The organism is Roseiarcus sp. (assembly GCF_052145395.1).
Taxonomy (GTDB): Bacteria; Pseudomonadota; Alphaproteobacteria; order Rhizobiales; family Beijerinckiaceae; genus Roseiarcus.
This window is the reverse complement of record NZ_JBKQOT010000832.1, coordinates 1-18,554: the sequence shown is the minus strand read 5'-3', so window position 1 is coordinate 18,554 and position 18,554 is coordinate 1. Positions and strand designations below refer to the sequence as shown.

16 protein-coding genes and 1 other RNA gene are annotated in these 18,554 nt (G+C 67.8%); 6 read left to right on the top strand and 11 right to left on the bottom strand.

The window, feature by feature from the left end; translation table 11 throughout:
* The 4 genes from secA to epmA all read right to left on the bottom strand — a co-directional run.
* A partial coding sequence (gene secA, locus ACLP25_RS29045) for a preprotein translocase subunit SecA (RefSeq protein ID WP_442472568.1) occupies window positions 1-2,817 on the bottom strand: 2,817 nt, incomplete at its 3' end.
* Between the two features lie 223 nt (window positions 2,818-3,040).
* Complete coding sequence (mutM, locus tag ACLP25_RS29040) at window positions 3,041-3,910, bottom strand: bifunctional DNA-formamidopyrimidine glycosylase/DNA-(apurinic or apyrimidinic site) lyase (protein ID WP_442472567.1); 870 nt, start codon at window positions 3,908-3,910, stop codon at window positions 3,041-3,043.
* Window positions 3,911-3,918: 8 nt separating this feature from the next.
* Window positions 3,919-5,733, bottom strand: coding sequence for a DNA helicase RecQ (gene recQ / locus ACLP25_RS29035; protein WP_442472566.1), 1,815 nt, complete (start codon window positions 5,731-5,733; stop codon window positions 3,919-3,921).
* The gene (gene epmA / locus ACLP25_RS29030) at window positions 5,730-6,794 is read right to left on the bottom strand and encodes an EF-P lysine aminoacylase EpmA (protein WP_442472565.1); all 1,065 of its coding nucleotides are present in this window, start codon (window positions 6,792-6,794) and stop codon (window positions 5,730-5,732) included. Before epmA ends, recQ begins: the two co-directional genes overlap by 4 nt.
* A 174-nt stretch (window positions 6,795-6,968) precedes the next feature.
* On the opposite strand from epmA, the gene efp reads away from it, so the two are divergent.
* Window positions 6,969-7,538 carry an elongation factor P gene (gene efp / locus ACLP25_RS29025; protein WP_442472564.1) on the top strand — a complete coding sequence of 190 codons (570 nt, stop codon included), beginning with the start codon at window positions 6,969-6,971 and terminating at the stop codon, window positions 7,536-7,538.
* A 35-nt stretch (window positions 7,539-7,573) separates the two neighbouring features.
* On the opposite strand, the gene ACLP25_RS29020 is transcribed toward efp, so the two are convergent.
* The 7 genes from ACLP25_RS29020 to ACLP25_RS28990 all read right to left on the bottom strand — a co-directional run bounded on the left by ACLP25_RS29020 (window position 7,574) and on the right by ACLP25_RS28990 (window position 13,635).
* The gene (locus ACLP25_RS29020) at window positions 7,574-8,254 is read right to left on the bottom strand and encodes an HAD-IA family hydrolase (protein ID WP_442472563.1); all 681 of its coding nucleotides are present in this window, start codon (window positions 8,252-8,254) and stop codon (window positions 7,574-7,576) included.
* Between the two features lie 6 nt (window positions 8,255-8,260).
* Window positions 8,261-9,079, bottom strand: a complete 819-nt coding sequence (locus tag ACLP25_RS29015) for a TIGR00282 family metallophosphoesterase (protein WP_442472562.1) — start codon at window positions 9,077-9,079, stop codon at window positions 8,261-8,263.
* Window positions 9,080-9,667 (bottom strand): 5-formyltetrahydrofolate cyclo-ligase, encoded by a 588-nt coding sequence (locus tag ACLP25_RS29010; protein ID WP_442472561.1) that lies wholly within the window; start codon window positions 9,665-9,667, stop codon window positions 9,080-9,082.
* 30 nt (window positions 9,668-9,697) lie between these two features.
* A non-coding RNA gene (ssrS, locus tag ACLP25_RS29005) (6S RNA) lies at window positions 9,698-9,851 on the bottom strand.
* A gap of 43 nt (window positions 9,852-9,894) precedes the next feature.
* Entirely contained in the window at window positions 9,895-10,542 is a 648-nt protein-coding gene (locus ACLP25_RS29000; protein ID WP_442472560.1) for a class I SAM-dependent methyltransferase, read from the bottom strand.
* Window position 10,543: 1 nt separating this feature from the next.
* Window positions 10,544-11,791, bottom strand: a complete 1,248-nt coding sequence (locus ACLP25_RS28995; RefSeq protein WP_442472559.1) for a DUF3419 family protein — start codon at window positions 11,789-11,791, stop codon at window positions 10,544-10,546.
* 452 nt (window positions 11,792-12,243) lie between these two features.
* Window positions 12,244-13,635, bottom strand: a complete 1,392-nt coding sequence (locus ACLP25_RS28990; RefSeq protein WP_442472558.1) for a D-alanyl-D-alanine carboxypeptidase family protein — start codon at window positions 13,633-13,635, stop codon at window positions 12,244-12,246.
* Window positions 13,636-13,845: 210 nt separating this feature from the next.
* On the opposite strand from ACLP25_RS28990, the gene ACLP25_RS28985 reads away from it, so the two are divergent.
* From ACLP25_RS28985 to ACLP25_RS28965, 5 genes are all read left to right on the top strand, one after another.
* Window positions 13,846-14,031: a polyhydroxyalkanoate synthesis regulator DNA-binding domain-containing protein gene (locus tag ACLP25_RS28985; RefSeq protein ID WP_442472557.1), complete on the top strand. Its 186-nt coding sequence runs from the start codon at window positions 13,846-13,848 to the stop codon at window positions 14,029-14,031.
* Window positions 14,032-14,169: 138 nt separating this feature from the next.
* Entirely contained in the window at window positions 14,170-15,297 is a 1,128-nt protein-coding gene (locus ACLP25_RS28980) for an efflux RND transporter periplasmic adaptor subunit (RefSeq protein ID WP_442472556.1), read from the top strand.
* Window positions 15,294-16,535 carry an ABC transporter permease gene (locus ACLP25_RS28975; protein ID WP_442472555.1) on the top strand — a complete coding sequence of 414 codons (1,242 nt, stop codon included), beginning with the start codon at window positions 15,294-15,296 and terminating at the stop codon, window positions 16,533-16,535. Before ACLP25_RS28980 ends, ACLP25_RS28975 begins: the two co-directional genes overlap by 4 nt.
* Entirely contained in the window at window positions 16,532-17,236 is a 705-nt protein-coding gene (locus tag ACLP25_RS28970; RefSeq protein WP_442472554.1) for an ABC transporter ATP-binding protein, read from the top strand. Before ACLP25_RS28975 ends, ACLP25_RS28970 begins: the two co-directional genes overlap by 4 nt.
* A 129-nt stretch (window positions 17,237-17,365) precedes the next feature.
* A complete protein-coding gene (locus tag ACLP25_RS28965) occupies window positions 17,366-18,217 on the top strand; it encodes a uracil-DNA glycosylase (protein WP_442472553.1) in 852 nt (283 codons plus the stop codon).
* Window positions 18,218-18,554: the final 337 nt, after the last annotated feature.

The following is an 18,554-nucleotide window of genomic DNA, read 5'->3' as shown; positions in this document are numbered from 1 at the left end:
CACGGTGCCCGAACCGCAAGGGCAGGGCTCGTTGCGGCCGATCTTGCCCCAGGTCGCCGGGTCATTGGGGTCGCGTTCGGCGACGCCGGCGAACGCCGACGCCGACGCGGTAGCGGCGACCGCGACGCCCGAGAATGGATTGCCGCCGACCGGTTCGGCGAGCGCGTCGAGCGGCGCCTCGTTCTCGCCGTTGCTCGGGTCGAGATGCTGGAACTGCATCGGCGGCGGCGGCTCAGGCGCCGGGGCCTGAAACCGAACTTCGATCCGCATCATCTGTGCGGTGACCGCCTCGTGCCACTGCACGATCAGCTTCTGGAACAGCTCGAACGCTTCCGATTTGTACTCGTTGAGCGGATCGCGCTGCGCCATGCCGCGCCAGCCGATGACCTGGCGCAGGTGGTCGAGGGTGACGAGGTGTTCGCGCCAGAGGTGGTCGAGCGATTGCAGGATCACCTGCTTCTCAACGTAGCGCATCGCCTCCGGAGTGTTGCGCTCGACGCGCCCGGCGTAGGCCTCGTCAGCGGACTTGAGCAGCCGCTCGGCCATTTCCTCGTCGGCGATGCCCTCCTCCTTCGCCCAGTCGCCGACCGGCAGATCGAGGTTGAGCTTGGCGGCGACCTCCTCATTGAGGCCGGCGACGTCCCACGCCTCCGGATAGGCGTCGGGCGGGATGTGGCGGGTGACCAGATCGTCGACAATGTCGGCGCGCATGTCGGCAATGGTCGGCTCGAGCGACTCCTGCGCCATCATCTTGCGTCGGTCCTCGAAGATCACCTTGCGCTGGTCGTTCATCACGTTGTCGAACTTGAGGATGTTCTTGCGGATGTCGAAGTTGCGCGCTTCGACCTTCTGCTGGGCCTTCTCCAGGGCCTTGTTGATCCAGGGATGGACGATCGCTTCGTCCTCCTTGAGGCCGAGGCGCTTGAGCATCGCGTCCATGCGCTCGGCGCCGAAGATTCGCATCAGGTCGTCCTGCAGCGACAGGAAGAACTTCGACCGGCCGGGATCGCCCTGGCGGCCGGAGCGGCCGCGCAGCTGGTTGTCGATGCGCCGGCTCTCGTGCCGCTCGGTGCCGATGATGTAGAGGCCGCCGGCATCGAGCGCCTTCCGCTTGAGGTCGGCCACCTCGGCGCGGATCTCCGCCTCTCTCGCCGCGCGATCCTCGGGCGAGGCGTTCGGGTCGAGCTCCTGGCGGACGCGCATCTCGACGTTGCCGCCGAGCTGGATGTCGGTGCCGCGGCCGGCCATGTTGGTGGCGATGGTGATCGCCCCAGGCACCCCGGCCTCGGCGACGATGAAGGCTTCCTGCTCGTGGAAGCGGGCGTTGAGCACGGCGAAGGTCTTCGACGGCTTGCCCGATCGCGCCGAGGCGTAGAGCGGCTTCAGCGCGCCGGCCTGGGTGAAATCGATCTTCTTGTAGCCCTTCCGCTCGAGCACCTCGGCGAGCACCTCGGACTTCTCGATCGAGGTCGTTCCGACCAGCATCGGCTGCAGCTTGGCGTTGGCCTCCTCGATTTCGCGCACGATCGCGCGCGTCTTCTCGTCGGTCGTCCGATAGACCTCGTCGTCCTCGTCGGCGCGCACGATCGGAAGATTGGTCGGGATCTCGACGACGACGAGCTTGTAGATCTCGGCGAACTCGTCGGCTTCGGTCGAGGCCGTGCCGGTCATGCCGGCGAGCTTCTTGTACAGGCGGAAGTAGTTCTGGAAGGTGATCGAGGCGAGCGTCACGTTCTCCGGCTGCACGGTGACGTGCTCCTTGGCCTCGAGCGCCTGATGAAGGCCCTCGGAGTAGCGGCGGCCGGGCATCATGCGCCCGGTGAACTCGTCGACGATCACGACCTCGCCGTTGCGGACAATGTAGTCCTTGTCGCGCTGGAACAGCTTGTGGGCGCGCAGGGCCTGGTTGACGTGATGGACGAGGGTTGCGTTGCCTGCCTCGTAGAGCGAGCCCTCCTCCTTCATTGCGCCGATCTCGCGCAGGAGCGCCTCGGCGTGCTCGTTGCCGGCCTCCGTCAGGTTGACCGTGCGCTGCTTCTCGTCGAGCTCGAAATCCTCTTTGGTAAGCTTCGGGATGATCGTATCGACGGAGGCGTAGAGGCCCGAGCGGTCCTCCGACGGGCCAGAAATGATCAAGGGCGTGCGCGCCTCGTCGACCAGGATCGAGTCGACCTCATCGACAATGGCGTAGGCGTGTCCGCGCTGGACCATCTGCGACATGTCGTATTTCATGTTGTCGCGCAGATAGTCGAAGCCGAACTCGTTGTTCGTGCCGTAGGTGACGTCGGCCGCGTAGGCCGCACGGCGCTCGTCGTCGTCGAGCCCATGCACGATCACGCCCACGGTTAGGCCCAGGAACCTGTAGATCTGCCCCATCCAATCCGAGTCGCGGCGGGCGAGGTAGTCATTGACCGTGATGACGTGGACGCCTTCGCCGGCCAGCGCATTGAGATAGACCGCGCAGGTGGCGACGAGCGTCTTGCCTTCGCCGGTCTTCATCTCGGCGATCGCGCCTTCGTGCAGCACGAGGCCGCCGATCAGCTGGACGTCGAAATGGCGCTGCTTCAGCGTGCGCTTGGCCGCCTCGCGGACGGCGGCGAAGGCCGGCGCGTTGAGGTCGTCCAGCGTCTTGCCGGCGGCGAGCTCAGCGCGGAATTCCTCGGTCTTCGCCCGCAATTGCTCGTCGGTGAGCGCCGCGAACTCGGGCTCGAGCGCATTGATCGCGGCGATTTTCGGCTTGTAGCCCTTCAGGCGCCGGTCGTTGGTGGAGCCGAACACCCGTTTCATCACGGAGTCGAACTTGAGGGCGGCGAGCATGTACGACCTTTCCATCGCCGCGCGCCGGAATTCCTCACGCTTCACCCGTCGGGCATCCCCGGGCGCGGTTCACGACAACGGCCACAACAAAAAGCGCGAAACAAGGCAAAAGCGCCCGTTTTCGCGCGGTTGAAGAGGGTTGACTGCAGATAGGAGCCGGGGCTTGGCTTGTCAATGAGAAGGGCGTCGTAAGGGCGCGGTCGCCGAACCGCGCGAGAGGCCCCTACTTCTGGCAGACCGGACAATAGAACGTCGAGCGTGCGGATTGGGCGTACCGCGCGATCGTCCCCCCGCAGCCGGGCCGCCTGCAGGCCAAGCCTTCGCGGTCATACACGTCGAAATTGTGCTGGAAATAGCCGAGTTCGCCGTCCGTCTGGCGATGGTCGCGGAGCGACGAGCCGCCCGCCTCGATCGCCTCCTCGAGCACGGAGCGGATCGCCTTGGTGAGCGCGCGCCCGGCTTTCGTCGGCCCGCCGCTTGCGTTTGCGAGGTCGCCTGCGGGGCGGAACGGCGACAGTTTCGCCCGGAACAGAGCCTCGCACACATAGATGTTGCCTAAGCCCGCGATTCGCTTCTGGTCGAGCAGGGCGGATTTCAGCGGCGCGCGCGAAGCCTTAAACAGCGCCGCCAGCCGTGCGGCGTCAAAGTCCGCCGCCAGAGGTTCGTCGCCGAGCTCCGCGAGGCGGGGATGGCGATCGAGCGCGTCGTCGCGCGCGAGGTCCATGAAGCCGAACCGGCGCGGGTCGTTGTAGGTGACGACCTTCCCGTTATCGAGGTGGATGACGACATGGTCGTGCTTCGGATCCTTGGAGCGCGGGTGGTGGAACGCGCCGGGCGTGGCGTCCTCGACGCGGAACGAGCCGGACATGCCAAGGTGGACGATCAGCGTTTCCGCTCCGTCGAGGCGGAGGAGCAGATATTTCGCCCGGCGGGTCAGCGCCTCGATCCGCCGCCCGGTCAGCCGCTCGCGGAAGCGGGGCGGGAACGGAAATCGGATGTCGGCGCGCCTCACCTCGACCTTGTCGATCCGCGCCCCAACCATTGCAGGCTCGAGTCCCCGCCGGACCGTCTCGACCTCGGGCAATTCAGGCATGGGCCATTTCAAGCATGGGCATAGTCCCGGATCACGGCCAGGAAGGCGGGGCCGTATTTTTGCAACTTGACCTCGCCGACCCCGTGGATCGAGGCGAGGTCGTCCAGCGTGTCCGGTCGCTCCCTCGCCATCTCGATCAGCGTTCGATCAGGAAAAATCACGTAGGCCGGCTGCTTCTGCGCCGCCGCGATCGCGCCGCGCAGGCCCTTGAGCGCCGTCAGCAGCGCGACGTCGGCGTCGCCCGGCTCGACGACCCTGCGCTCGGACCGCTTCGGTCGCGGGCTCAGCACGTCCTCGCGCAGGGCGAAGGGCGCCTCCCCGCGCAGGATGCGCCGTCCTTCCTCGGTGACGACGAGCCGGTCGCGGTCCTCGTCGTCGCGGACGATGAGTTTTGCGGACTGCAACTGCCGCAGCACGCCGCGCCAGCCGGCGGGCGTCCGGTCCCTGCCGACGCCGAAGGTCTTCAACTGGTCGTGCCCGTGCCGTTCTATCGCTTCGGTCGTCTTTCCCGAAAGAAGGTTGGCGAGATGGCCGAAGAAGAAGCGCCCCGATGTACGCAGCACCGCGGACAGCGCCTTCTGCGCTTCGATGCGCCCGTCGATCAACCTCACCGCGCCCTGGCAGACGTCGCAATGACCGCAGGGACCGGACTCCTCGCCGAACATGGAAAGCAGCGTCTGGCGGCGGCAGCGCGCCGTCTCGCATAAGGTCACGAGGTCGTCGAGCTTCATCATCTCGACGCGCTTGCGGTCGTCCGGCGAGCCGCCTTCGGCAATCTGACGGCGGCGCAGCTCGATGTCGCCGGCGCCGTAGAGGGTGAACGTGTCAGCGGGCAGTCCGTCCCGCCCCGCCCGGCCGATCTCCTGATAATAGGCCTCGATCGAGGCGGGCATGTCGGCGTGAAAGACGAAGCGCACATCCGGCTTGTCGATGCCCATGCCGAAGGCGACGGTGGCGCACACGACGCAGTCATCCTCGCGCAAAAAGGCGTCGTGGTTCGCCGCCCGGACGCCGTGGTCCAGCCCGGCGTGATAGGGGACGGCCCTGCGGCCATTGCCGGAAAGCTCGTCGGCCAGCTCTTCAGTCCGACGGCGCGAGGCGCAATAGATGATCCCACTCTCGCCGCGATGGGCGTCGAGGCGTTCGACGAGCTGGCGCGTGGCGTTGGTCTTCGGCCGCATCGCGAGGAAGAGATTCGGCCGATCGAACGAGCGGACGAAAACTTTCGGTCGGCGGACGAACAGCTTGTGAACGATCTCGCCGCGGGTCGGCGCGTCGGCGGTGGCGGTTACGGCCACGGTTTGCAATCCGCCGAGCGCCTCCACGACCTCGCGCAGGCGCAGATATTCCGGGCGGAAGTCGTGCCCCCATTGCGAAACACAGTGCGCCTCGTCGATCGCGAGGCAGCCGATGGCGAAGCCCTTCAGATAGGCGATGACGTTGTCGCGCAGAAGACGCTCCGGCGCGACGTAGAGCAGGCGCAGCGTCCCGTCCTTGAGGCCGTGCGCGATCCCGCGGCGCTCATCGGGCCCGGTCGACGAATTGAGGGCCGCGGCCTCGACCCCGAGCTCGCGGAGCTGCGCGACCTGGTCGCGCATCAGCGCGATGAGCGGAGAGACGACCAGCGTCAGCCCGTCGCGCACGATCGGCGGAAGCTGGAACAAGAGCGACTTGCCGCTGCCGGTCGGCATCACGGCGAGCACGTCCTCGCCGTCGAGAATGGCGGAAAGAATCTCCTCCTGCCCGGGGCGGAAGGCGGAATAGCCGTAGACGCTGGTCAGCGCCGCGCGGGCTTTCGCCATGAGCTCCGGATCGGGGCTCATGCGGTCGCTCCCGGGTCGAACACCGGCGTCCACTGGACGGCCCCAACGCTGTAAGCGCCGGTCGCCAGCATGACAAGGCGATCGAAGCCGAGCGCCGCGCCTGAGGCGTCCGGCATGACGCCGACCGCGGCCAAAAAATCCTCGTCGATCGGGGCGGAGGCGCCGTAGATGCGGCGCTGCTCGGCCATGTCGGCCTCGAACCGGGCGCGCTGCTCGGCGGCGTCGGTCAGTTCGTGGAAGGCGTTGGCGAGCTCGACGCCGCAGCAATAGAGCTCGAAGCGTTCCGCCACACGCGGATCGTCCCTGCTCACCCGCGCCAGCGCCGCCTCGCTCGCCGGATAGGCGTGCAAAATCGTCGGCCGCCCGATCCCAAGATGGGGCTCGACCCGCTCGGTGAGAAGCCGGCTGAACACATCGGACCAGGTGTCGTCCGCAGTGACCCGTATGCCCGCCGCCTGGGCCTGGCGGGCGAAGAGCGCCGCGTCCGGCTCGCCGCCGAGGGGCAGGCTGTCGTAGAGGTCGATCCCGGCATGGCGGAGAAAAGCCTCCCGCACGGTCACTCGCTCGGGCGGCTCGAATGGGCTCGCCTCTAGGCTCCGGAAGGCGAAGGTCTTCGCGCTGGCGACGTGGGCGGCAAGCGCGACGAGCGCGGCGCAATCGTCCATCAGCCGTTGAAGCGGCGCGCCGACGCGATACCATTCGAGCATCGCGAATTCCGGCGCGTGCAGCGCGGTGCGCTCGCGATTGCGAAAAACATGGGTGAGGGCGAAGATTTGCGCTTCGCCTGCGGCGATGAGCTTCTTCATCGCGAATTCGGGCGAGGTATGAAGCCACGCCTCGTGTGGGGCGCCGTCTGGGCCGACAAGCCCGGCGCGAAGCCCGTGAAGGTGGGTCTCGTTGCCGGGCGAGGCCTGAAGCGCCGCCGGATCGACCTCGACAAAGCCCTTGGCGTCGAACCATTGGCGTAACGTTGCCGCGATTCGGGCGCGCAGAACAAGCCGCGGGCGGCGGGCGGCGTGGCCGCCGCGGCTCCAGAACGGCGGGGGGGCGGAAGGACTCAAGGGGCTCCGGGGGTTACGGTCGAAAACGCGGGCGATCGCATCTGGCCTTTGCCGCCGAAATCATTATAAAGCGCGCCGACATCCCCGGGACGTCGCTTGAAAACAAGCGTCCGTTCGCGCAAATCAGGCGGCGCGCGCCAGCTTCTTCGCGCCAGCTTCTTTAAGGACAGGTTCGTGAGAGTTATCGCAAGCTCGATTCGCAAGGGCAATATCATCGAACGCGAGGACGGGCAGCTCTGCGTCGTGCTTTCGGCCGAGAGCTTCCATCCCGGCAAGGGCACGCCCACGACCCAGATCGACATGCGCCGCCTGTCGGACGGCGTGAAGGTGACTGACCGCTTCAAGACCACCGAGCAGGTCGAGCGCGCCTTCGTCGAGGACAAGGAGTTCGACTTCCTCTACGCCGACGGCGACGGCCAGCACTTCATGAACACCGCGACCTACGACCAGATCACGGTCCCGAAGGAGGTCATCGGCGACCAGGCGCAGTGGCTGCAGGAGGGCATGAAGGTCCTGCTGTCGATGTTCAACGAGACCCCGGTGGCGATCCAGCTCCCGCCGCGCGTGACGCTCGAAGTCGTCGAGACGGAGCCGGCGATGAAGGGCCAGACGGCGTCGTCGTCCTACAAGCCCGCCAAGCTCTCGAACGGCGCCCGCGCCATGGTGCCGCCGCACATCTCGCCCGGCACGCGCATCGTCATCCAGACCGAGCACGGCAGCTACGTCGAGCGCGCGAAGGATTGATCGTAGGGCCGGGTCGCTCACGCGGTAAGCGCGACCTACAAGGGCGCCGACGCGTCCATCAATTCCGCGCACGCCGCCTCGAGCTCGTTGAAGTGCGAGATCACCCGGTCGGGGCCGAGCTCCGTCACCGGCACGTCGGTGTAGCCGAAATCCACGCAAATCACCGGCAGGCCCGCGGCCCGCGCGGTCTTGATGTCGGTCGCCGAGTCGCCGACCACGATTGCGCGCTGAAGGCTCCCGCCGGCCGCCTCGACCGTGCCGATCAGCGGCTTCGGATCCGGCTTGCCGACCCCGAATGTGTCCTGGCCGCAGATGAAGGCGAACCGGTCGGCGACGCCGAGCCGCCCCATTAGCATCTTCGCCGAGGCCTCGATCTTGTTGGTGCAGATCGCCTGCACCCACCCGGCCGCGGCGAAGGCGTCGAGCGCCGCGAGCACGCCTGGATAGAGCTGGGTCAAGTCTGCGATATGCGCGTTGTAATGGGCGAGGAAGTCGCCGAACAGGACCTCAAGCTTCTCCGGCGACAGTTCCCGCCCCGAGGCTGCAAATCCGCGCTGGATCAGAGCCCGTGCGCCTGCGCCGAGCATCGAGCGGGCGTTCTCGACCGGCAGCGGCGCAAGGCCCTCGCGCTTGAGGACGAAATTCAGCGCGCCCATCAGGTCGCCCGCCGTGTCGGCGAGCGTGCCGTCGAGGTCGTAGACGATGGTCGTGGCCATTGCGGCTCAGGCCCAGAAGTCCGGCATCGCCGCGTTGAGCATGCCGCCGATGCGCACCGGCGCGATCGCCTTGGTCAGCCCCTCGCGCGTCAGTTCCGCAGCGACCGCACACAAGGTCGCGGGGCCCATCGCCGGCTCGAACCGCCCTGAAGGGATGCGGCGCGTGAAGCGCCTGAGCGGCTCCTCCTTCTCCATGCCGATCACCGAATCGTAGTCGCCGGTCATGCCGACGTCGGTGACGAAGCCGGTTCCGCCGGCGAGGATGCGATGGTCGGCGCTCGGGACGTGCGTGTGGGTGCCGGCGACAAGGCTCGCCCGCCCATCGGCGAAATGGCCAAGCGCGCATTTCTCGCTCGTCGCCTCGGCATGGACGTCCACCACGACGGCTTGGCAGCCGTTCTTGAGCGGATGGGCGGAAAGTTCGCGCTCGAGCGCGGCGAACGGATCGTCGAGCGCCTCCATGAAGATCCTGCCGAGCAGATTAACGATCAGAAGCCGCGCGCCTTTGGCGTTCTCGACGATCGTCGCCCCCCGCCCCGGCGTTCCGGGCGGATAGTTGGCGGGACGGATGAGGCGCGGCTGGCGCTCGATGAAGACCAAGGCCTCCCGCTGGTCGAAAGCGTGATTGCCAAGGGTCACGGCGTCGACGCCTGCGGCGAGGAACTCCTCAAAGATCGATTCGGTGAGGCCGAAGCCGCCGGCGGCGTTCTCGCCGTTGACGATGATGAAATCGAGATTCCACCGCGCCCGCAACAGGGGCGCCTGCTGAGCCACCGCCGTGCGGCCGGAGCGTCCGACGACGTCGCCGATGAACAGGAGCCGCATTCAGCGCTCGCTTACGAAGATGGTTTCCTGTTCTGTCACAACGGCATCCAGGAGCTGATCATGCGCCTCATACGGCACAACAGCGACTTCGCAAACCCCATAGGCGACGCCGACCGCGTGAATTGTCTTCATAGCCCGCAGACGCGCAAGGCTTCGGTCATAGTATCCCGCTCCGTAGCCGACGCGCCAGCCGCGCCGGTCGAAGCATGCGAGCGGCGTGAACAAGAGATCCGGATCGACGACCGGCGACGTGTCGAGCGGCTCGGGGATGCCCATCGGGCCAATCGCCGTCGGCTCGCCGGGCCGCCACCGGCGGAAGTCGAGATGGGTTTCGCGGCCCACGACCACGGGCAGCGCGACCTCGAAGCCCTGTTCGACCAGCGCTGCGAGCAGGACCAGCACGTCCGGCTCCCCGCGGATCGGATGGAAACCGGAGACGACCGTCGGCCGCCACAGGCGGGCGAGCCGCAAACCCTCATGCAGGAGCCGCTGGGTCAGGCGCGTGCGAAGCTCGTGGCCCGCCGTTTTCCGCCGCGCCAAGGCGTCCCGGCGGAGCTCGGCCTTGAGATCGGCGACGGTCCTGGTCAAGGCGGCGCCCCGATCCGTTCAACAAAAGCTCGCGGAGCCGAGACGGCCGTTGGACGGTGATCCCGGGCGCCTACGTAAGTAGGTGGGCGCCGTGTGCCAAGGCCCACGGGCGAGGGCAGGGACAGCTCCCATAGGGATCGTACGGCCCCGAGGAATGTGGTCCTGACGGGCCACCCAGCACCGCGAGGTCCCAATGTAGGCCTTCGGGGGCCACATGGCTAGCCCCGTCACGCTGCGCGCCGCGCCACCGCCAGCGTCGCGTAGCCGCGCCGCCAGTCTTGCGTCGCCGCAGAAAGGCCGCGCGCGTCCGCGAGCGCGGCGAGGGCCTCGCCGAGGTCGTCGCGCGGCGTCACGTCGAAGGCCGCGAGCCACCGGCGCAGCGTCGTCTTGAACGGGCCGGGAAGGCCGGCGCAATCGCCGAAATCGACGACATGCAGCGCGCCCCCCGGCGCGACGACGTCGAGCGCCCGGGCCAGCGCCTCGCGCCACGGCGGGATCATTGAGAGCGCATAGGAGATCATCACCCGGTCGAAGGCGTCCCGGCCGAACAGCGGGTTCGGATCGAAAGCGGTCGCGTCGGCCTGGGCGACCGCGATGCGCCCGGCGAGTCCGGCGCGCCGGATCGCCGCTTCGGCTGTGTCCAGCATCTCGCGCGACACGTCGAGGCCGCAGAAGCGCGCTTCCGGGTAGGCGCGCGCCGCCCTGATCAGGTTGCGCCCGGTGCCGCAGCCGATCTCGAGCACGCAATCGCCGGGACGCGCGTCGAGGCGCGCGATCGCCTCGTCGCGGCCTATGAGATAATACTTCCGGCTGAGATCGTAGATGTGCCGCTGATGGCGGTACATTCTGTCCATCAGCGCGGCGGCGTCGCTCATTTCAGGCGTCCTTCAGCACGTAAAGGTGGAAGGCGCCGTAGATCGACGACCGGTCCTGCCGACCGAACTCACGGCTCGCCTCCTCGTCGTAGCGCCAGTGGCCGAGAATGTCGTCGGGCACGCGGCCGGGCAGCAGGCGTTCGTCGGCGGCGGTGCGGAAGATCACCCGGGCGCCGGGGCGCGCGGTTCGCGTGATCTCCGTCCAGAGCGCCGTCAGGTCGGCGGCGTTCATCCAGTCTTGCGCGTCGAGCAACACGTAGCGGTCGAAGCGCGCGGCCGGCGCATCGCGCAGGATCTCGGTGAAGGAGCGCTGGACGTAGCGGACCCGGCCAGTGCGGCTCCGGACGGCGTCGAACTGCTCGCGCTGCAGATAGGGCGGCAGCGACGGGTTTGGGCCCGGCGCGTAGCGCCGGCCGAACGCTTGCCAGGCGAAATAATTGTCGGCGAGAGCGAAGTCGCAGGCGAGCCGCTCGACCCTCTGGCTCAGCACCGCGCCGATGCCTTTGGGCGAATCGCCGGCGAGCGCCTTGTACTGCGCGGGCGGGATGCCGAGCCCGTAGAGGGAGGCCGGCTGCCTCATCATCCAGCGGACAAGCGGCTTGTCAAAGATCGGCGCAAGCCGCTCCTCGTACAGCCGGCGCTGCTCGTCGAGGGTCTTCGCCTCGAGGATCACCGACGGGTCGACGCCGTGCAGCTTGGCGATCGCGTGCCCCGCGCCGAGAAAATGGCCGAGCAGCCCGTGACGGTAGAGGTTGCGGGCGAACAGCCCAATGCGCCGCCGTCCGAACGCGCGGCGCTTGTCCCAGTAGGCGCGGGTCATGGGATCGAGCTTCGCCCGCAGGAGCCGATCGTAGACGCCAACGTTGTCCCGCGCGTCGGCGCGGCCGAAGAAGCGGAAGAACGTCTCGTAGTCGGGCAGGTTCTCGAGCGCGCAGATCTTGAGCTTGCCGAGCGCGATATGGGCGCCGTTGAGGTCGACCGCGGTGACGCCCGTCGGATCGGCGGTCAGGTAGGAGAGCACGTTGCAGCCGCCGGAGGCGATGGCGATCACCTCCTGGCCTGGCCCGATGTCGAGCGCCTTCATGTCGACCACCGGGTCTTCCCAGATCTGCGGGTAGACCAGCTTCGAGAAGGCGAACGTGAACATGCGCTCGAGCACGCCGGCCCGGGAGAGCGGCCTGGCTCGATGGACGGCGGCTTTGAGATTGGCGCCGGTCGCCTTGCGAACCGCCTTGGTCGAGTGTCTCAACCCATTCCCCCGTCGCTCGAAAATCGATCGCGCCGCGTATCCGAGTCGCGTGACGGCGGCGTGACGGCGGGTTTCGACGAGAGGGCAGGAGATCGGGTCAGGATCGACCGTCGCGGGAATCCGGGAGGCGACGAGGCGCTCGACCGTTCCGACAAAAAAAGAGCGGATCGGCTGGGAGGGGGCCCGCCGATCCGCTAGCCACAACAGGATATCTTCGGTCCGTCTTGGCGCTCGGGGGCTGGGGGGCAAGAAAACCGAGCTAACCGCGAACCGATCCCGTGCGGCACGAGCCCAATATGATCGGAGCTTGCGGCGCACAATTGGCCACAACCTGGCTAAACTAAGGCATTGTGCAAAACAATTATGATCGTTCCCTAAGCCGCCCGACTCACTACGTAGAACTACGTAGGTTTAACAGTCTGCCCGGGTCTCTTGACAAGACAAACGGGCGATTACTGGTTTGCCGCGGGTTTCGGCGGCGGTTGCACCGGCTGCGTCTTCACGGCCTCAGCCGTCTTCGCGGCCTTCGATTCGCTTTTCGGCTTCGCCGCCGGCTTGGCGGGCGCTTTGGCCGCCGCAACGTGCCTGACCGGCTTTCTGTGATGCTTGCCTTCCGGCGCCGGCGTCCGCACCGCACCCTCCAGCGCCTGCGGGGCGTTGGGTTGGCTAGTCGCGGTCGCGTTCTGAATCGCGTCCGGCTTGTCGCCGGTGTAGGCCTTGGCGTCGGCGGGCAGGGCGGCGACTGTGGAGGTCGGGCGAGGGCCGAGGACCGGTCCGTTCCAGCCGGCGACCGGTCCGACGAACACCGGCACCGGCTCGAACACGGGCCGCTCGTCGGAAAGCAAGGTGCGGGTCGGCGCGCCCGACGCGACGACGATAGCGCCGCCGCCGGCGCGGCCGCCCGCGCGGACCTCCTGCTCGCCGCCGCCCTCGTCCTCTTCGGCCGCGATCGCCGCTGCGCCGCGGTGCAGGCAGACGTTGGAGCGCCGGTCAGGCGGCCCGCCGGCGGACGCGAGCGAATCGAGCGAGTCCGACCCGCCGCTCATGGCGAAGCCGCGATCGAACAGGTCGGCCGCCTCCTGGTTGCGAAGTCTGGCCGACGGGGCGCCGAGCACGACCGTGATCAGATGGCGGCCCCAATGGTTGGCGCTCGCCACGACGTTGAAGCCGGCCGCGCAGGTGAAGCCGGTCTTCATCCCGTCCGCGCCGGGGTAGCGGCCGAGCAGGCCGTTATGGTTGCGGATGATCTGGGCGTTGAGCTGCAGCTCGCCGATGTCGAAAAGGCCGGCGCGCTCGGGAAATTCCTTGAGCAGCGCGCGGGCGATCATCGCCATGTCGCGCGCCGAGGACACGTGCTCGGGATCGTGCAGCCCGTTCGGGTTGACAAAATGCGATTCGTGCAGGCCGAGCTTCTGGCCGGCCGCGTTCATGTCCGCCGCGAACGCCTCGACCGAACCCGACACGCCCTCGGCGATCGTCACTGCGAGGTCGTTCGGCGACTTCACCATCAGCATCTTGAGGGCGTTGTCGAGCGTGACCTCGGTGCCGGGCTTGAAGCCCATCTTGGACGGCTGCATGCGCGCCGCGCGGGCGGAGACGAGGAGCGGCGTGTCCATGGTCAACTTGCCGGAACGCACCGCGTCGAGCGCGACATAGACGGTCATCAGCTTGGTGAGCGAGGCCGGATACCAGACCTCGGTCGCTTCCTGCTGGATCAGCACCTGACCGCTGTCGGCGTCGACCACCAGATAGGGGGTCGCGGCGGCGGCGGAGGCGGACAAAGCAAGGCTCACGAGCGCTCCGGAGGCGAAGCGCCACGCGACCGATGATACGCCAAAAGGCATGATATCCTGCTCCTTCGGACGCCCGACCTCTTGCGGCTCTTAGAGGAGAACGCCGGCAAGCTCAAGTTTTCGCGGTTTCGTCGCGGCCGGGATCCGCGGGCAATCTGACGCCGCCGGCGTTCCATTCTTCGTCGTCGCGACATGTCGGGCGCCCGCTTTGGCCGAGCATTGCGTATAATCAACGCACGCCGTCCTCATGCGGAGGCCCGTATGTCCGGATCGTCGCGGTCAAAGCCCGTGCTCGTGAAGCGCTATGCGCGAAATCGTCTCTACGACGCGACGCATGGCGCCTATGTCTCAGTGGAGCAACTCCGGGAGTGGGTTCGCAAGAGCGTTCAATTCACGGTCGTCGACGTCGAGACGGGCGAAGACGTGACCCTCGTCCTATTGACCTGACGCCCGGACGACCGGTCCGGCGGCGCCCGCTGATCTTCGCTTCAATCTTATGCGCGCTGCGGCGGTTTGACCCAGCGCAAACGTCTTGGCGCGGCCATGGGTAGACATACCTTGCCGGCAGGAGCCGCGAGGTGAGGCATGGAGACGGAGCAGCGCGCCACGGGTTCGTTGGCGATCGTCCGCTCGGGAGCGGCGCCCGCGAGGATTCCGCAGCCGCCTCCGGTCGGGCGGCGCGCGTGGAGGCAAGGACTTGTCCTGGCGTCGGCGGTCGTCATCATGCTCGCGCTCGGCGGAGCCTGGTGGACCTATTTCCAGCCGGTCGCGGTCGCCGTCGAACATCCCACGCGCGGCCCGGCGATCGAATCGGTGTATGCGACGGGCGTGATCGAGGCCATCGACTACGCGCGCTTCGGGGCGACCGTCGCCGGACGGGTGACCGACGTCCTGGTCGACGAAGGCGATGCGGTGCGCAAGGGCGACGTCGTCGCCCGCCTCGACGACAGCCAGGCTCTGGCGCGGGTGCGCGACGCCCGCGCGCGCCTCACCATGGCGGAGGCGGACAGTCTCCGGGACCAGACGTTGATGAACCGGGGCGTGCTTGCGGTTCAGACGCTGGAGCGCGCGCAGCAGGAGCGTGACCAGGCGGCGGCCGCGGTCGAGCTGTTCGCTCGGCAGCTCGAGGACTACACGGTGCTGGCGCCCCTCTCCGGCACGGTCATGAAGCGGAACGTTGAGCCTGGCGAGACGGTGGCGGCCAACGCGGTCCTATTCGAGATCGCCTCGACCGCCCGCAAGCGCATCGCCGCCGAGGTCGACGAGCGCGGCATCGCGGGCGTCCGGCTCGGCGCCCCCATCGCCGCTCATGCCGACGGTTTCCCGGATGAGGTTTTCGAGGCGAAGGTAACCAACATCCGCCGTCAGGGCGATTCGGGCTCGCGCACCTTCCGGGTCGAGGCGGACCTGCCCGCCGACACGAAGCTGATGATCGGCATGACGGTCGACGTCGACGTCGTCGTCGGCGAGCGGGAGAACGCGCTGCTCGTGCCGGCCGGCGCGGTGGCGCACGGACCGTCGCTCGGCGGGCGGCCGGGCGCGCCCTACATGTTCGTGGTCGACGGCGGCCGCGTCCGGCGCGTCGACGTCAAGACCGGCGCCGTCGGGACGGCGAAGGCAGAGGTCGTCTCCGGCCTGAGCGACAGCGACGCGATCGTCGTCGATCCGCCGGACCGGCTCGCGGACGGAAAGGCCGTGCGCGTGAAGCCATGACGCCGTTGCCGCTCTCCATTGCGCTCGCCCATCTTAAGGCGCGCAAGCGACAGACGCTGGTCTCGATCGTCGGGGTAACGCTCGGCGTCGCCGTCTTCATCGGCATCGGCGGCATGATGAACGGCTTCCACAATTATTTCCTGTCCCAGCTCGTCGACACCAATCCGCATATCGTTATTTCCGACGAGATCCGGCAGGCCGCGCCGCAGCCGCTGACGACCCTCCATCCCGAGGGCGCGGTGGAGGTCCGACGCGTGCTGCCGCGCGATCCGGTCCGCGGCATCTCCGGGGCGGCGGCGATTCTTGACGCGCTCAACGCCATGGACGGGGTGGCCGCGGCGCCGTCGCTAATCGGGCAGGCCATTTTTCGTCACGCCGGGCGCGACTATTCCGTCACCGCGATTGGCGTCGACCCCCAGCGCGAAATCCGCGTCACCGACCTTGTCCACGACATGGTCGACGGGAGCTTCGAGGCGCTCGCCGCGAACCCGAATGGCGTCCTCATCGGCCAGCCGCTCGCTGACAAGATGGGCGTCGGCGTCGGCGACAGCGTCACCGCGGTCACCACCGCCGGAGCCGAGACCGCGCTCAAGATTGTCGGGCTGTTTCACACCGGCATCGACGCGGAGGACCAGTCCTGGGCGATCACTCAGCTCGCCCGGCAACAGGCGATGCAGGCGCGGCCCCGCGTAGTCAACCAGATCCATGTTCGTCTGGACGATCTTAGCCGTTCGATCCCGCTTGCGGAGACGATCGAGCGGCGCTGGGGTTTCAAGAGCGCCCCGTGGGAGGAGACCTACGCCCGTGTGCTCGACGTCTTCGCATTGCAGGACAAGATCATGTTCCTGACCACCGCCGCGATTTTGGTGGTGGCGGGGTTCGGCATTTTCAATGTCATCTCGACCATCGTGATGGAGAAGGCGCGAGACATCGCCATCATGCGCTCGATCGGCATGCCGCGGGGCTCGATCGTTGCGATCTTCCTGATCGAGGGGATTGTCGTCGGCGTCATCGGCATGGCGCTCGGCTGGCTGGCCGGTTGGGGTCTCGGCGCCCTCCTCCACATGGTCCCCGCTCCGACCGGCCACGCCGGCGACCGGCTGCCGGTCAATCTGACGTTTTTCCTGTTCGCCTCGGCGAGCGTCATTGCGCTCGCCGAGGCAACGGTGGCGGCGTGGCTCCCCGCGCGCAGAGCGGCGCGCGCCGATCCGCTCACCATCATCCGGGGCTCGGCATGAGCGCGGCGCTCGAGGCCCGCGATCTCACCCGCATATTGCCCGGGCCGCAGCCGACCACGCTCGTCGCCGACGTCGACACCGCGTTCGAGCCGCAGAGCTTCACTGTCGTCACCGGGCCGTCCGGGTCGGGCAAGTCGTCGCTCCTCTACCTGCTCGGCCTCCTCGATCCGCCGACTGCCGGCGACGTGCTGGTGAACGGGGAATCGACGCGGGCGCTCGGCGGGGAAGCGCGCGCGCTGAAGCGGCTCGCCGAGTTCGGCTTCGTCTTCCAGTTCCATTTCCTGCTGCCGGAGCTCACCGTGCTCGATAACGTCATGCTGCCGATGCGCCAACTCGGCCGCCTCGGCGCGGCGGCGATGCGAGCACGCGCCTACGATCTGCTCGACCCGCTCGGCATGGCCGCGGAAGCGCAAAAGGTCCCGGGCGAGCTCTCCGGCGGCCAGCGTCAGCGCGCCGCCATCGCCCGCGCGCTCGCCAACGATCCGCAGTTCGTGCTGGCCGACGAGCCGACGGGAGCGCTCGATTCGAAAAATGGAGCGACGGTGTTTTCCACCTTCCGCGGGCTGGCTGCCGAAGGCCGCACGGTGATCGTCGTGACCCACGACGAAACCCTCGCCCGGACCGCAAGCCGGGCAATCCATATCGTTGACGGAAGGGTGGTGGGCGAGGCTTGCGACTTCCCTCCGTCCGGACAGACCTGAGGGAGCCCGCGCAGGGCGTGAGTGAGCGACCGGTGGTCCTCGCGTTACGCGTGCGGGGTCGCTCGCTCCGTGATATGGGCGACCGCGCCCGCCGAAGCGGAGTCGGCTGCCCGGCAAGGGTGAGTGAGCATGGCGATGGCCCCCGACGACGGAACATTGGACGCCGAGACAGCCGCCGCAGCCCTGCTGTGGTGGACGGCGACGGGCGTGGGCTTTACCCTCAACGAACGGCCCACGGATCATTTCGCCGCGCCGGCGCCGAGCATAGAAGGACGTCCTGACCGACCGTTAGCGGTTCCCGCGGCTCCGCCTGCTCTCGTGCGTCCGCCCCTGGCTCGCCTCGAGCCCCCAGCGCTCGCCGGCGCGTCTGCGCCGACCGCTGCCGCCGAACTCGCCGCGTCGGCCCAGGACCTGTCGAGCCTGCGGGCGGCCCTCGAACGCTTCGAAGGCTGCGCGCTGAAGAGGACCGCAACCCAGCTCGTCTTCTCCGACGGCGTTCCAGGCTCGCGGGTGATGTTCGTCGGAGAGGGACCGGGAGGAGACGAGGACAGGATCGGCCGCCCCTTTGTCGGGCGGGCGGGGCAGCTGCTCGACCGGATGCTGAGCGCGATCGGCCTGGACCGCAGCCGGGTCTACATCGCCAACGTGGTGCCCTGGCGGCCGCCGGGCAACCGGACACCGACGCCGGAGGAGACGCAAGCATGCCTCCCCTTCATCAAGCGGCAGATCGATCTCGCCGACCCGGAGATTCTCGTTTGCCTCGGCGCCCTGTCCGCCCAGACGCTGCTTGGCGTCAAGAGCGGCATCACGCGGGCGCGGGGATCGTGGTTTTCTTACCAGCGCGAGGATGAACGCCCGATTCGCGCTCTTGCCATGCTGCACCCCGCCTATCTTCTCCGGCAGCCTTCCCAGAAACGCGCCGCCTGGGCCGACATGCGCGCATTAGCCGCAGCCCTCGCGGGCGCCCCCCGGCCGCAATGAGGACAAGGGAACGCCGGGCTGATTGATCGGTCCGTGTGGCTCCAATCCGGCCATCCGGACGCTACGACTCGCCAGGGGCGTTCGTCGGCGCATAGACGCTCTCAGCGTGTCAGAATCGCCTCAAGCAATCAATGACTGGGCGCAGCTCCAGCAATTCTAAAAGAAGGGCATTTTTTGGGATTCACAAATCAGGGGAAACATGATTCACGCTAGCCCGACTTCGCGGATTGGGCCATTTTTCGCCAGTCCGCATCAAAGAAATCAACGCGTTGACGAAAAAGGTCTTCACTACGGGCGTCTCGGGCGGAAGCGCGGTGCCGACGTTCTTGTGGGCGGG